12 protein-coding genes and 1 other annotated feature are annotated in these 15,649 nt (G+C 46.5%); of the genes, 9 read left to right on the top strand and 3 right to left on the bottom strand.

Translation table 11 applies throughout. The annotated features are described in order from the left end of the window. Positions 1-3: 3 nt before the first annotated feature. From K6T22_RS12005 to K6T22_RS11965, 9 genes are all read left to right on the top strand, one after another. Entirely contained in the window at positions 4-1,146 is a 1,143-nt protein-coding gene (locus K6T22_RS12005) for an AI-2E family transporter (protein WP_215083824.1), read from the top strand. 213 nt (positions 1,147-1,359) lie between these two features. Further along, a complete protein-coding gene (gene hemA, locus K6T22_RS12000; RefSeq protein ID WP_238237458.1) occupies positions 1,360-2,700 on the top strand; it encodes a glutamyl-tRNA reductase in 1,341 nt (446 codons plus the stop codon). A gap of 83 nt (positions 2,701-2,783) precedes the next feature. Then, the gene (hemC, locus tag K6T22_RS11995) at positions 2,784-3,710 is read left to right on the top strand and encodes a hydroxymethylbilane synthase (RefSeq protein WP_053453979.1); all 927 of its coding nucleotides are present in this window, start codon (positions 2,784-2,786) and stop codon (positions 3,708-3,710) included. Next, positions 3,700-4,380, top strand: a complete 681-nt coding sequence (locus tag K6T22_RS11990; protein ID WP_238237457.1) for a uroporphyrinogen-III synthase — start codon at positions 3,700-3,702, stop codon at positions 4,378-4,380. The genes hemC and K6T22_RS11990 overlap by 11 nt, the downstream gene beginning before the upstream one ends. Continuing rightward, the gene (hemB, locus tag K6T22_RS11985) at positions 4,377-5,366 is read left to right on the top strand and encodes a porphobilinogen synthase (RefSeq protein WP_023468970.1); all 990 of its coding nucleotides are present in this window, start codon (positions 4,377-4,379) and stop codon (positions 5,364-5,366) included. The genes K6T22_RS11990 and hemB overlap by 4 nt, the downstream gene beginning before the upstream one ends. After that, positions 5,363-6,673: a glutamate-1-semialdehyde 2,1-aminomutase gene (gene hemL / locus K6T22_RS11980; RefSeq protein WP_133207589.1), complete on the top strand. Its 1,311-nt coding sequence runs from the start codon at positions 5,363-5,365 to the stop codon at positions 6,671-6,673. The genes hemB and hemL overlap by 4 nt, the downstream gene beginning before the upstream one ends. Before the next feature lie 54 nt (positions 6,674-6,727). Further along, positions 6,728-6,957 (top strand) — a binding site (T-box leader). A 50-nt stretch (positions 6,958-7,007) separates the two neighbouring features. After that, positions 7,008-9,644, top strand: coding sequence for a valine--tRNA ligase (locus K6T22_RS11975; protein WP_425293139.1), 2,637 nt, complete (start codon positions 7,008-7,010; stop codon positions 9,642-9,644). 54 nt (positions 9,645-9,698) lie between these two features. After that, a complete protein-coding gene (locus tag K6T22_RS11970) occupies positions 9,699-10,928 on the top strand; it encodes a bifunctional folylpolyglutamate synthase/dihydrofolate synthase (RefSeq protein ID WP_238237456.1) in 1,230 nt (409 codons plus the stop codon). A gap of 73 nt (positions 10,929-11,001) precedes the next feature. Then, a complete protein-coding gene (locus tag K6T22_RS11965; RefSeq protein ID WP_238237448.1) occupies positions 11,002-12,786 on the top strand; it encodes a hypothetical protein in 1,785 nt (594 codons plus the stop codon). A gap of 32 nt (positions 12,787-12,818) precedes the next feature. Here the strand turns inward: K6T22_RS11965 and K6T22_RS11960 are convergent, their stop codons facing one another. From K6T22_RS11960 to K6T22_RS11950, 3 genes are read right to left on the bottom strand one after another with little or no spacing between them, the layout of a single operon-like run. Further along, entirely contained in the window at positions 12,819-14,528 is a 1,710-nt protein-coding gene (locus K6T22_RS11960; RefSeq protein WP_238237446.1) for a type II secretion system protein, read from the bottom strand. Between the two features lie 16 nt (positions 14,529-14,544). Then, positions 14,545-15,132, bottom strand: coding sequence for a PilW family protein (locus K6T22_RS11955; RefSeq protein WP_238237444.1), 588 nt, complete (start codon positions 15,130-15,132; stop codon positions 14,545-14,547). Further along, positions 15,086-15,580, bottom strand: coding sequence for a type IV pilus modification PilV family protein (locus K6T22_RS11950; protein WP_238237442.1), 495 nt, complete (start codon positions 15,578-15,580; stop codon positions 15,086-15,088). The genes K6T22_RS11955 and K6T22_RS11950 overlap by 47 nt, the downstream gene beginning before the upstream one ends. Between the last annotated feature and the right edge of the window lie 69 nt (positions 15,581-15,649).

Below are 15,649 nucleotides of genomic sequence, written 5' to 3'. Positions count from 1 at the left end.
TAGGTGGAGTTATTACGAAACAAATGGTTTAAAGCATTAATCTGGATTTTAGTGATTTTTCTCGTCATCTGGGTTGGAACGAAAATCTCATTTTTATTCCAGCCGATTCGCGTCATGTTGGCACTGATCTTCCCGCCTCTGATCATCGCGGGGATCTTCTATTACTTTACGCTCGGTATCGTTGATGCGTTGCAAAAGCGGGTCAAGAAACGTGGACTTGCCGTGCTGATCGTCTTGCTTGGTTTCATTACGATTCTGACGATTGCCGTTGCGTCGATTGGACCGATTCTAGTCGAGCAGGTGACGGATTTTGCAACGAGTATTCCGACGCTCGTCGTCGAATTGCGTGATCAAACGTTAAATTTACGCGATCAGTTGATGAACAATCGTTTCATCTCGACATGGGTACATGAGAATACGGACTTGTTTGATAAGTGGACGAATGAAGCGACTTCGTATATCGGTACGGTCTTTAAGTCCGTCTCGACGTCTGTTGGAACGATTTTCGGTGTCATCTCTTCGACCGTCTTAATCATCGTCTTAGTACCGTTCATCTTAGTCTACATGCTGCTCGATGGTTACAAGTTTCCAGACTCCGTCGTGAAATTGTTGCCGAAAAGCTATGAGACGGAAACACGTAAAATCTTGCACGACATGCATGTGACAGTGAAGCATTATGTCAACGGACAGGTCATCGTTTCGATCTGTGTCGGTCTTATGTCATTGATCGGCTTCTTTATCGCAGACATTCAATATGCATTATTGCTTGCCTTATTCTGTACGGTCACGAATATCATTCCGTATCTCGGACCTTACATCGGTGCTGTTCCGGCAGTCATCGTCGGTTTCATCGACGATCCGATCAAAGCGGTTTACGCGATCATCACGATCGTCGTCGCACAGCAAATCGAATCGAACTTGATCTCGCCTTATGTTCAAGGGAAAACGCTCAAGGTCCATCCGTTAACGATCATCATCGTGTTACTCGTTGCTGGAAAAATTGGCGGCATCATCGGTGTCATCTTAGCGGTTCCGACCTATGCAGTCTCGAAGGTCGTCGTTCAGAACATCGCCCGGATCTACCGTTTACGTCAGCAACGTCTCGACGTACCAGACGTGACGGTGTCACCTGAATCATTGAAGTAAGTGTAACCCTCTGCTCTTTTTAGGAGCAGGGGGTTTGTGATTTTTACGAGAGAGGGATAAGGTAGAAGAAGAGAAAAAATGAAGAAGATTTCACAACTTCGACTCATTTTAGTTTATAAATTGATTGGAATCTTTTTTATAATGGTTATAATGTAGGATAGAGAACGAAAAGATAGATCGGAACGAAATCTTTGGACGTAAGGGGTAGAGCGCATGCATATCGTAGTGGTCGGCTTGAATAACAAAACAGCGCCAGTATCAATACGCGAACAAGTCTCATTTGGGGAGCATGAGATGAAGGGAGCGGTCGTCGCATTGCGCGATGAAAAAAGTATTTTTGAGAGTGTTATCGTCTCGACATGTAACCGGACCGAATTATACGTCGTAACGGATCAACCGCATACAGGACGGTATTATACAAAACGTTTCCTCGCGAACTGGTTCGGTTTGACGATGGAAGAACTTGAGCCATATCTCTTCATTCACGAAGGATTTGATGCGATGAAACATCTGTTCCGCGTAACAAGTGGACTCGATTCGATGATCGTTGGTGAGACGCAAATCCTTGGTCAAGTCAAAACGAGCTTCTTCATGGCACAAAAGCTTGAAACAACAGGAACGGTCTTTAATAAACTTTTCAAAGAAGCGGTCACGCTCGCCAAACGGGCTCACGCAGAAACTGGAATCGGTGAAAATGCCGTTTCTGTCAGTGCTGCTGCCGTCACGCTTGCCGAACAGTTACTCGGATCGCTTGAAGATAAATCAATCGTCGTCATCGGTGCGGGAGAAACCGGCGAACTGACGACGCTCAACTTATATGAAGCTGGGGCACGTGATATCACGGTCTTTAACCGGACGTTAGCCAAAGCAGAAGAGGTCGCGAATCGGTTCGAAGGATCGGCACATTCGATTAACGAGATGCAGTGCGGTTTGCTTCGGGCAGACATCGTCATCTCTTCAACAGGTGCAAAACGTGCCATCATCAAACGGGAAGACATCGCGGCAGCGCAATTGTTCCGGCACGATCGCCCATTCCTCTTGATTGATATCGCTGTTCCACGTGACATCGAACCGACTGTTGGTGATTTGCCAGGCGTTCACTTGTATGACGTCGATGATCTCACATCAATCGTTCAACAAAACATGGCGGAACGGATGAAGGAAGCAGCGAAGATCGAACGACGAATCGAAGCGGCGATCGCTGAGTTTGAAGGATGGATGACGACACTTGGTGTCGTGCCAATCATCACGGAACTCCGAGACCAAGCGTTACGGATTCAACAAGAAACGATGCAGAGCTTAGAACGGAAATTACCGGAGATGTCAAAACGAGAGAAAACCGTCATCGGTAAACACATGAAATCCATCATCAATCAGTTGTTGCGTGAACCGTTATCTTATATCAAAGATGCGGCAGCGAAACCAGATGCCGATGAGCGGATTGCACAGTTCATGGATACGTTTGCATTAAATGAAGACTTGTTCGAAGGTTTTGAAGAAGACGTCATGACGTCAGAAGAGACAACACCTTCCGCAAAAGCTGTGAACCGGTGAACAAAGCACGATTTGTGTTACAATAGAAAATGCATGGGGCGGACTTGTGCCGCCCCTTTATCATTGTACAGGGGGATTTTAGCATGCGAAAAATCATTGTTGGATCGCGAAGCTCGAAGCTAGCGATGACACAGACGAAATGGGTCATTGACCAGTTGAAACAAGCCGGCGCACCGTATGAGTTCGAAATTAAGAACATCATCACAAAAGGGGACCGCATTTTGGATGTGACGCTCTCGAAAGTCGGCGGAAAAGGATTATTCGTAAAAGAGATCGAACAGCAGATGATTGATGAAGAAATCGATTTTGCCGTTCATAGCATGAAGGATTTACCTTCTGAATTGCCAGACGGTCTCATCATCGGTGCAACACCGGCACGTGTTGATGCCCGTGATGCCTTGATCACGAAAACAGGAGAAGGCCTTGCTTCCTTGCCAGAAGGTGCAATCGTTGGTACGAGTAGCTTACGTCGCGGATCGCAATTGCTAAAACTCCGCCCTGATTTAAAAATCGAATCGATTCGTGGAAATATTGATACACGACTCGATAAATTAAAGAACGGTCCATTTGACGGGATTCTGCTTGCAGCAGCTGGTCTACAACGGATGGGTTGGTCTGAAGACGTCGTTTCGGAATATCTTTCAACAGAAGACATGATTCCAGCTGTCGGTCAAGGGATCCTTGGCATCGAATGTCGGGAACATGACCAGGAAGTACGCGACCTCTTGCACCTGATCCATGATCAGATGACAGAAAAAGTGGCTTACGCAGAGCGTGCTTTCTTAGCAGCAATCGAAGGTAGCTGCCACGTTCCTGTCGGTGGATTTGCAACGATCAACGAAGACATGTCAACGACACTTGTCGGATTCATTGGATCTGTTGATGGAGAGCAAATCTTACTCGAACGTGAATCAGGTCTGGATCCGATGCAACTTGGTCAAGATGTTGCCGAACGTTTGCTTGCTTCGGGTGGTCGTGAGATTCTCGCGACGCTTCCGGATGACTTATAAGCAGGTTCTGTTTACAGGGAGTCGACCACTGACGAACGAGCAGGTGGCTCGACTACACGCATTTGCGATTGAGAGTGTACACTATCCGGTCATTGAAACGCGACCTGTTTCGTTTACGTTACCGCAGGGAATTGATTGGCTCATCGTGACAAGTCCGAATGGTGTCCACCGGATTGCTGACGCGTTGCCTGAATTAACACAGACCAAGATCGCAGTCGTCGGTCGAAAGACGGCGGACGTGCTTTTAAAGTACGGAAGACAAGCCGATTTCGTACCTTCGACTTTTACAGGAGATGCGCTCGTCGAAGAGCTTGGACCATACTTGTCTGACGGTGATCGTATTGTGTTTGCGCGGGGGAATCGGTCGCGTCAAGCACCAGTCGATCAGTTACGGAAACTGAATCGATTTACGATTGAGGATATCATCACTTATGAAACCGTCACACGTCGACTACCTGAAGCACTTGTCAAAACTGTCACCTATATTGGACTGCAGAGTCCTTCCGCTGTCGAAGCGATTGCTCCGTTAGCCCCGCAGGCGACATTCATCGTTATCGGGACGATCACAGAGCAAGCAGCGAAAGCAGCCGGACTTCAACCGATTCATGTCGCCCGTGAATTCACGGTCGATGGCATGATTGATCGTATCATTGAGGAGGAATCAGCATGAACACATTAGAATACGCACGTCACCGTCGTTTACGTCATACCGCATCACTCCGGTCACTCGTCCGCGAGAATCAATTGCATAAATCGGATTTGATTTATCCAATCTTCGTCGCTGAAGGTGAAGATATCAAACGGGAAGTCAGCTCGATGCCTGGCGTCTTTAACTTATCACTCGATCACTTGACGGCTGAGATTGAAGAAGTCGTCGCACTTGGAATCGAATCGGTCATCTTATTCGGTGTTCCGCACGACCATTTAAAAGACGAGCAAGGATCAGGTGCGTTTCACGATCATGGGATCGTTCAAGAAGCGACACGTCTCGTTAAGAAGGTTGCTCCGCAGCTAACGGTCATTGCCGACACATGCTTATGTGAGTATACGTCGACGGGTCACTGTGGGATCGTCGCTGACGGTACGGTCGATAATGATGCATCATTACCGCTCCACGTCAAAACAGCGATCTCGCAAGCACGGGCTGGTGCTGACGTCATCGCTCCATCATCGATGATGGACGGATTCGTCGCAGCGATTCGCCAAGGGTTGGACGAGAACGGCTTTAGCCACATTCCTGTCATGAGCTACGGCGTTAAATATGCGTCTGCTTATTATGGTCCATTCCGCGATGCGGCAAACTCGGCACCGGGAGAAGGCGACCGGAAAGGCTATCAAATGGACCCAGCAAACCGTCGTGAAGCGTTCCGCGAAGCAACAGCGGACGTTGATCAAGGAGCTGACTTCATGATAGTCAAACCAGCACTCGCGTTCATGGACATCATTCGTGATGTGCGCGAGCGGATCGATTTACCGATCGTTGCGTATAACGTATCAGGTGAGTATGCCATGGTGAAAGCAGCAGCCTTGAACGGTTGGATCGACGAAGAACGAATCGTCCTTGAGACGATGCTTGGCTTTAAACGAGCAGGCGCTGATTTAATCATCACCTATTTCGCAAAAGACATTTGTCGTTACCTGGAGGGGTCGAAATGAGCTTAATTAACCAGAACTCAAAATCAAAAGCAGCATTCGAGCGGGCCCTCCCGCTCATGCCGGGTGGCGTCAACAGCCCGGTACGAGCGTATAAATCGGTCGGGATGACACCGATCTTTGCAGATCACGCAAAAGGCTCAAAGCTCTATGATATCGATGGAAAAGAGTATATCGATTACGTCTTGTCATGGGGACCGATGATCCTCGGGCATGCTGATCCAATCGTCACGTCGGCGATCCAAGAACAGGCAACACGTGGCTGGAGTTACGGGACACCAACGGAAATCGAATCGGCTATGGCGGAAGTCGTCATCAGCCGTGTACCGTCAGTCGAAGTCGTTCGGATGGTCAACTCAGGGACAGAAGCAACGATGGCAGCGCTTCGTCTTGCGCGTGGCTATACAGGTCGGACGAAAATCCTCAAGTTCGAAGGCTGTTACCACGGTCATGGTGACTCGCTCTTAATCAAAGCAGGTTCAGGTGTCGCGACACTCGGACTACCGGATTCACCAGGGGTTCCGGCGCAAATCGCGAGCATGACGTTGACGGTTCCGTACAACGATTTAGACGCTGTTCGGATTGCGTTCGAAAAACACGGCGACGATATCGCCGGTGTCATCGTCGAACCGGCTGCTGGGAACATGGGCTTCGTCCCACCAGAACCAGGATTCCTCGAAGGCTTACGAGAGATCACATCGGAAAACGGCGCTTTATTGATCTTTGACGAAGTCATGACTGGGTTCCGTGTCGGCTTCCATTGTGCGCAAGGACACTTCGGTGTCACTCCAGACATCACGTGTCTCGGAAAAGTCATCGGCGGCGGAATGCCAGTCGGTGCTTACGGCGGACGTCGTGACATCATGGAACAGATCGCACCACAAGGTCCAATCTATCAAGCGGGTACGTTATCCGGGAACCCACTCGCGATGGCAGCGGGTCTAGCGACACTGACACAATTGAAACCAGAACACTATGAAGAGTTCGACCGGAAAGCGAGCCGTCTGTCAGAAGGCTACCTGAACGCTGCAGCGAAATATAACATTCCGCTGACGACGAACCGCGCAGGCGCGATGTTCGGTGTCTTCTTTACGGATGAACGCGTCACGAACTTCGAAAAAGCGAAAACATCGAACCTTGAGATGTTCCGTTCGTATTATCAAAAGATGGCGGCGCGTGGTGTCTTCTTACCACCGTCACAATTCGAAGGTCTCTTCCTGTCGATCGCCCATACGGACGAAGACATCGAACGGACGATTGAAGCCGTCGAATTGACGTTCCAAGAACTCCAAGTTGAATTTGGTCGTTAAGCAGTTCTTGACGATTACTTGAAGTCTCGGCTAAAATGAGTAAAGAAGAAAATGGCAACAGCGATGACGGGAAGAGTAGTCCTGTATTCGTACCGGCGTAGAGAACACATCCTTGGCTGAAAGATGTGACGGGCGAACAGGAGGAAGGTCACCCCACGAGCTGGTATCGTGAGTCTTACGAGCGATATCCGTCCTCCACACGTTACGTGGCTCGAGGGCATCCGATTTTGGATGAACTAAGGTGGTACCGCGGAAAAAAGCAACGGCTTTCTTTCGTCCTTAGCATAGGACGAGAGAAGCCGTTTTTATTATGGACAAAAAGGGAGCGATCAGGATGCAGGAATTATCAATGCCAACGAAGTATGATCCGCAGGCAACGGAAGAAAAATGGTACGACTTTTGGGTGAAAGGTGACTATTTCAAAGCCGATCAGGATCCAGAAAAAGAGCCGTACACGATCGTCATTCCACCACCGAACGTCACAGGTAAATTGCACCTTGGTCACGCATGGGACACGACGTTACAAGACATGCTGACACGGATGAAGCGGATGCAAGGATTTGACGTCCTTTATCTACCAGGAATGGACCATGCCGGTATCGCGACGCAAGCAAAAGTCGAACAAAAACTGCGGGCAGAAGGACAATCACGTCTTGAAATGGGTCGTGAGAAATTCCTCGAGCAATCATGGGCATGGAAAGAAGAGTACGCGTCAACGATCCGTGCACAATGGGCAAAACTTGGTCTCGGACTCGATTACTCGCGTGAACGCTTCACGCTTGACGAAGGATTGTCAGAAGCAGTTCAGGAAGTCTTCGTGAAACTTTACGAAAAAGGCTTGATCTACCGCGGCGAATACATCGTCAACTGGGACCCGGCAACAAAAACAGCGATCTCGGATATCGAGGTCATCTATAAAGATATCGAAGGTGCGTTCTACCACTTTAGCTATCCATTAACGGACGGTTCAGGTCACGTGGAACTGGCGACGACGCGTCCCGAGACGATGCTCGGTGATACAGCGATTGCCGTGAACCCGAAAGATGAGCGGTACGCTCACCTCGTCGGAAAAACAATCACGTTACCAATCGTTGGTCGCGAGATTCCGATCGTTGCCGATGATTATGTCGATATGGAGTTCGGTACAGGTGTCGTGAAGATTACACCAGCCCACGACCCGAACGACTTCGAAGTCGGTAATCGTCACGAGTTACCACGTGTCCTCGTCATGAATGAAGATGGAACGATGAACGAGAACGCAGGGAAATACGAAGGTATGGATCGCTTCGAATGCCGGAAACAAATCGTTGAAGATTTAAAAGCAGAAGGTGTTCTAATCAAAATCGAACCACACTTGCACTCTGTCGGTCACTCGGAGCGTTCAGACGCGATCGTTGAGCCGTATCTTTCACTCCAATGGTTCGTCAAAATGGAACCACTCGCGCAAAAAGCACTCGAGGAACAACAAGGACCAGACAAGGTCAACTTCGTTCCACAACGCTTTGAAAACACGTATGTACGCTGGATGGAAAACATCCGTGACTGGTGTGTCAGCCGTCAATTGTGGTGGGGACACCGGATTCCGGCTTGGTACCATAAAGAAACAGGCGAAGTTTACGTTGGTAAAGAAGCACCAACTGACATCGAGAACTGGGAGCAAGACAACGATGTCCTCGATACATGGTTCTCGTCAGCGCTCTGGCCGTTCTCAACGATGGGTTGGCCGAACACAGACGCAGCGGATTATCAAAAATACTTCCCAACATCAACACTCGTTACGGGTTATGACATCATCGCTTTCTGGGTATCACGGATGATCTTCCAATCGTATGAATTCACGGGACAACGTCCATTCCAAGACGTCTTGATCCACGGATTGATTCGTGATTCGGAAGGACGTAAGATGTCGAAATCACTCGGGAACGGGATTGATCCTATGGATGTCATCGAGAAGTACGGTGCCGATTCACTGCGTTGGTTCTTAACAACAGGATCGACGCCAGGAAATGACCTCCGCTTCTACTGGGAAAAAATCGAAGCAACATGGAACTTCTCGAACAAATTGTGGAACGCAAGCCGTTTTGCTTTGATGAATATGGACGGTCTAACGTTCGATCAGATCGATTTGACAGGTGAGAAATCACTAGCAGACAAGTGGATCCTGACACGTTTACAGACGACGATCGACGACGTGACACGTCTGTCGGATAAATACGAGTTTGGTGAAGCAGGGCGTATTCTCTATCACTTCATCTGGGAAGACTTCTGTAACTGGTACATCGAGATGGCGAAGTTACCACTCAACGGGGAAGACGAAGCAGCGAAGCAGACGACACGTTCGGTTCTCGCGTATACACTCGACCGGATCATGCGTCTGATGCATCCATTTATGCCGTTCATCACGGAAGAAATTTGGCAGCACTTACCGCACGAGGGAGAAACGATCACACGTGCCGCATGGCCAACACGTAATGCGTCACTCGACTTCCCGGAAGCTGTTCCAGCGTTCGAGGCAGTTCAGAATGTCATCCGTTCAGTTCGTAATATCCGCGCTGAAGTCAACGCACCGATGTCGAAACAGATTCAATTGTTCATCTCGACGAACGATGCACGCGTTCAAGACGACTTGTCGTCAAACAGCTCGTACTTGCAAAAATTCACGAACGCATCTGAACTCCGGATCGAAGAACAGATGCCAGCACCTGAAAAAGCGATGAGTGCGATCGTGACGGGAGCAGAATTGTTCATCCCGCTCGCGGACTTGATCAACATCGAGGAAGAAATTGCCCGTTTGAACAAGGAACTCGTCAAATATACGAAAGAAGTCGAACGGGTCGAGAAAAAACTCAACAACCCTGGCTTCGTCGGTAAAGCACCGGCACATGTCATTGATGAAGAAAAAGCGAAGGCACTTGACTACACGGAAAAACGTCAAGCTGTCGAAGCACGCATCAACGAACTCTCACACTAATAACAGCAGTGGCTCAAGTCTCCTTGAGCCACTTTTTTTAAAGGAGCGAACAGCATGAGGACGCGAGAAGATGTATTGGAATGGTTATCGAGCTTACTAGCATTCGGCGTCAAACCAGGTCTTGAACGGATGCAGGCGATGTTACTGGAATTACAGATTGACCCGGACGCGATTCCAACGATTCATGTCGCTGGCACGAACGGAAAAGGATCGACGGTTGCGTTCTTACGTGAGATGGGAATTGCGGAAGGATTACGAATCGGGACGTTTACGTCGCCGTATATCATTCAGTTCGAGGAACGGATCATGTTGAACGGGGTACCGATTGCAGAAGATGATCTCGTCGCAGCTGCGATCGCTGTTCAAGCTGCTATCCAGCACATCGATCCGGCACTCGGTACGGTCACTGAGTTCGAGGCATTAACAGGACTTGCTTTCTATTATTTTGATCAGATTCGTCCCGATTTCGTCATTTATGAAGTCGGACTCGGTGGATTGTATGATTCGACGAATGTTTTCAAGAAGCCGGTCGCAGCGATCATCACGTCGATCGGGCACGATCATCAAGCGATTCTCGGAGATACGCTCCAAGAGATTGCTTTACAGAAGTTCGGCATCATCAAACAAGGGACGCCGGTCATTGCCGGGAAACTGCAGGAAGAACTGACGGTGCCTTTAATGGCGTATTGTGGTGACCGGAATGCGACGTTGAAATGGAGTCAGGAAGCAATCATCCGTTACCGCTTAAAAGAGACGGGGACTTGGGCGACATATGATGGGATTCCAGAGACCCGCTTAGGTCTAGAAGGTCATCATCAAGTCCATAATGCAGCGAACGCTGTTATTTGTGCGCGACGACTCGGATGGTCGAAAGCGGCGATCCGAAAAGGGTTACGGGAAGCAAAACATCCGGGGCGGTTTGAAATCATCTCGCGCAAACCACGGATCATTCTCGACGGTGCACACAACCCGGAAGGCATCACAGCACTCGTCGAACGGTTAAAGGAAGAATCAAAACCGGTGACATTACTCTGTTCAATATTGCGTGATAAAGACCGGACAGCGATGCTTGAGCAGTTACGCAACATCACACCAGATATTTACGAGACGACATTTGATTTTCCGCGAGCGCGGACACTCGATGAGTTAAAACAAGACGGAGCCAACGTAACGACGGTCGAAGCATTCTTCAATCAATTAAGCGCAGAGCGAACATATGTCGTGACGGGATCGCTCTATTTTATTAGTGAAGTACGAAGATACTGGGAATTAATTAAAAAATAGGTAAAAAGTCGTGAAAGGGCGTACAATGAAGTAATAGTGTCATTATAAAATTCATGTACAAGGAGCGTCCTTGATGAAAACTTATAAACTTCTGGCTTCACTTGTATTCATCGTCTTTTTACTCGGTATAGGTCTCGGTTACACGAGTGCGAAAAACAGTTGTTTCGATAATGGAACACCAATTGCCTCCCGCGATTTAAACGTTCAAAAAGCATTCGTGAAAAACACAACGCCTAACAGCGATGACGATCTAGTCGCTATGGACTATTCGATTGAATTAAATCGGATTGGTCAAAAATACATTACCGGTAATTGTGGAAACTCGAAGTCTGGGACGTTCGCGATCGGGGAGCTCAATTTCGAAGAACTTCTACCGGAGGGATTTACGTTTGAAGGGGTTGTCATGGAAGGTCTAAGTACGAAGCTGTTAGCTTCAACTGATTTAATCCAAGACGGGAAGACGGTCTTCTTTGAAAAAATAAATAACACGACAACACAACAAAAAGTAATATTGCATTTCCCGCATGTCGTAGAATTTGAACCGGTACGCGCCGGGAAAAGTGGGAATGGAGCAATTAAGTCATGGGATCCCTATGTTGTTCGCTATGATGAAAATGGGAAACTGATTAGTAAGACTTCAGGAAACACACTGACTTGGCGTTTCATATTACGAACAGCATCAAAAGCTGGAACGGTTACGTTTAACGGGACACAAGCGCTGTTTAATTCGACAGCATCCGTAAATCAATCAATGAAACGTCCGAACGGGAATGCATGGGGCTATTGTAAATTTCCTGATCACAAAAAATGTACATCGGATAGCTCATTGATCGAGTATGAGACACCGTTCGAGACTGCAACACTTCAACTCTACAATCGACCGACACTAAGTAGTTCTAGGTCCGATTTGTATGTCAATGAAACAGCTGCTTATACGTTCAAATGGAGTGAAGCATTTTCCAATACGAAGTCGACTTTTACGACGGATACAAGCTATTTAACGTTTAGTACACCGACTAATACTGCACCACAAATCACGACAAGTCTTTCCGGCGTTCGACCGAAAGAATCATCTGTGATTAACGTGACAACTGTATTCTCAGATTTCAAGAAGCTCAATGGTACGTCGATTTCCTTGAATCATTCTGTACCGATTGCTGTAAAGTTACCAAAAATCGTCTTAGCGGGATCATTTGCCGATTCCTTGAAAAAGGAGATCAAAGTAAATCAATCGGATACCCTTGCATTTCGTCTTGTGACACAAGAGAATCAATCGTTCACACCGACTAAACCATTCACGTACACGGTTACGTCATCACTTCCTGCGGCTCTTCCTGTTACCTCACCGACGAATTTATTTACGGTACCTTTGAATGCTAAAGCAAGTGCCAATGAAGTCACGGTGACGATTGGACTAAAAGATTTCTCCGGCAGTACTGTCGAGAAGAAACTGAAGATCATTGAAGATGGAGTTTCATTAAGTGCAAACGAGTTGAAAGTTCAAGTTGGCTCGAATGCAACACCTCTGTATGGATTCCGGGATCAAGCAGGAAGTAACGCCATTCCGACATGGTTTTCTGGTTATCGTTTAACGATTGAATCAGGCGATACGGATGCGATTGAAATCGTACCATCGAATACCGCTAATCGACCGATGATTAAAGGGAAATCACGTGGAAAAGTTTATGTCCGGTTGACAGCTCTTGAAACGGTCAAAATTGACACGGATAATGATTCGAAAACATCTCCAGTGGATCAGTTACAACCGAAACAAGTGAACGGTAGTGATCTGTCCGTTCGCTTCAAAGTACTCGTTTATGAGGATCCGACGCAAATCAATACAAGTGATTTATATTAAAACGAAAACACACAGTCGCAGCTGTGTGTTTTTTATTGGGTATCTTTCCGTTGAGGTGGTTCGACGTACAGATGAATACGATCGGTTACGGGAAGTGAGGCCAGTTGATTTTTAATGATATTGGCATCGTAATTCAATTGAAGACGTGATTGCTGACGATCGCTCGAACTACGCATCCGGGAAACGAACTCTGTTAAATCTGTTGGACTAGTCGTCGTCGTAAAACTACCACGGAATGTATTGATTGTTAAATTACCTTTCGTAAACAATCCACCAGAAATCGATAAGTTCGATCCAACGGTATAAATGCGATTGTTCGTCATCGCATCACTATATAAAAAGGCTTCAATCTCGTTCGTCGTTTGCGAAAATTTATCAAATCGGTTAATCAATAACTCGCCTTTACTGAGCAAAACCATCGAGTTGTTTTCAATCGATGAGATGTTTGCGTCGTCAATCGTCGTTTTCCCAAGAACAAAAATCGTTGTATTAAACGCTACATTTCCACTGATTTTTAAATCTCCGATGACGATCAAAGGGCGAGAAATCTTCAATGGATTCGTCAACGTACGCACACTTTGAATCGATAGATTACCATTTAAAATAATCGGACTTTCTGAAAAGCTGATATCTTGATCAAGTAAAATTGCTGATAAAGGCGTTGTATAACTAGCATTAGTGACGAACAAATTATCATTCGGATTGTCGATGGTCAGACTCTCGTCGAATACGGTGCTTGTCGCAGTAATCGGAAGAATTTTAATGCCATTTGTTTGTGGCAATGCAGTTCGTAGTTTTTCTACATCGATTTGTTTATCGGCTGTAGCGATATTTGATTCCTGAATCGGTAAGTTATGTCGATGTAAATACTCGATGAACGAGTAGAGATAGTTGAGTGACGAGAACTCGTACGGTGTTGAGACAACACGTGTCAATTCGGAAGAATTAAGCCATGAGGAGACGGGTTCTGAGGCATCTTGCCACGAAGAGACGAATTCGCTACAGAACTTATCAGCCGTATTACAAATCTCAAACGGTTTTAAAGCAGGATTTGGCGTTGGTGGGCTGACGTTAATGACGCCTTCGATGATCGGCTTAGCTGTCCAGTTCCCAGCGATAGATGGCGAATAAGCAGTTCCTTTGTAAGCGAATAACGGAATTTGTGATAAGCGAATCGGTTTAGTCGAAAAGACATTTCCTTTAATGCTTGGGGCACCATTAAGAGTCAACTGATTTTCCGAGCCGAGTACATGATATAAGAAGCTTGGAAGTGTCGAGAGTGAGACACGTTGCGTATACGTTCGTTTCAATTCCGGTTGATCTGAAATATGAGAAGAGACGATGGCTGTGATTTCGACGATCTTGACGTTGTCGAGATCTTTTACTGATGCATTTGCTGAAGTCACGAGTTTATATTGATACGTTCCGATCGACTGTGTCCCTTTTTTTAAGAGACTTTCGTATGTAACGGGTGTTGTCGTGTTCGGTGTATACATCAATTGTTCTAGTTGTTGTTTAAAATCAGCTGAGACAGGACGTGTCGTCGGAAAGGTATTGTATAGTTTCGCAACTCCTTCATTCAGTAACGAACGTGCTTCATAAGAGATGGAGACTTCTGTTTTTCGAATTTCTGTAGAGCGTTTCGTCTGCAGATTAATACCGATGACGACAAGTGCAAGTGTTGAGACGACTGCTAGTGTGACGAGAACAAAAATCAAAGTATAGCCTTCTTGTTTTTTCATAGTTAATATTTCACCTCTAGAAGCCGATACCACTTTGAAGGGAAAGTAATTTCTCTTCTTGTGTGGATTGAATTTTTAAAGAAATTTCTAATATTCCGTGCTGGTAATAGGTGACACCATTGATTGTCATCGGAGTCGCCTTTTTGATCCGAAACTGAGAAGCATCACCAGTATTCGATAACAGTAACTCGTCTTCTCGATCAGTCAATGTCAGTGCCCCTTCACCAAAGCGAAGCACTTTGATCGGATTTGGATTCATGATCATGTTTTGGTCATTGATCCGAACGAGCAAGCCAGAGTCGGGATCGACATTTAACGGGGTTGCGTCATAGAGCGATAACGTCTGACCGTCTTCGCTCAATCGTACGAAATCGTAACCACTCGTCGTAATATCAGATAAGACGGAACTAATCATGATATCCGCCTCCGTTCGAACGTCACTGATGGCATCCGTTTCCTTAAAACTTTTTGCACCAAGTAGGAAAACGGTTAAAACGACCGCACTCAGTATCGATGCAATGACGATACTGACTAAAATCTCAACCAGTGACAAGCCTTCATCGCGCCGATAAATCAAACGGAAATTCTTGATTAAGCTGTTCATTACTTAAGACTCCTTTTAAGGAAAATAGAATATCATTCGATTGATCCTGTTTGATTGTAAAGGTGGTGTTTAGTAAGCGAGGATCGTTACTTGTAGTTGAATTAACTTGTAGGTTGATTCGGTATTGTGTTCCGTTGATGACAGGCGCGAATACTTGATTACAGATGGCTACATTCGAATCACTAGATGGACAGATATCAAATGTATCTTTTCCGACCTGTGTCTTCAATTGATTGAAGTACAGGGGAGAGGTCTTGACGAGTGTTTCCCGCTGTAAGTAAGAAGCCGCATAGGAAGTAAGATTGGCCGCTGTCGTCTCATCCATACTCGAGTGGCTTGAACGTAAAGATTGAGAAAAGATACTGATTAAGGCAATCGATACAATCGACAAGATAACGACGCTGACGAGTACCTCAATTAAAGAAAATCCGCTTTCTTTCTGAACCATGAAATGAACTCCTTTTGAAGAATAGATATAATGCCACATATTTTTAAAATGCAAAAGAAAACAGTATAT

The sequence above is a fragment of the Exiguobacterium acetylicum genome (assembly GCF_022170825.1).
Classification (GTDB): domain Bacteria; phylum Bacillota; class Bacilli; order Exiguobacteriales; family Exiguobacteriaceae; genus Exiguobacterium_A; species Exiguobacterium_A acetylicum_B.
This window is presented reverse-complemented; position numbering and strand designations above follow the sequence as displayed.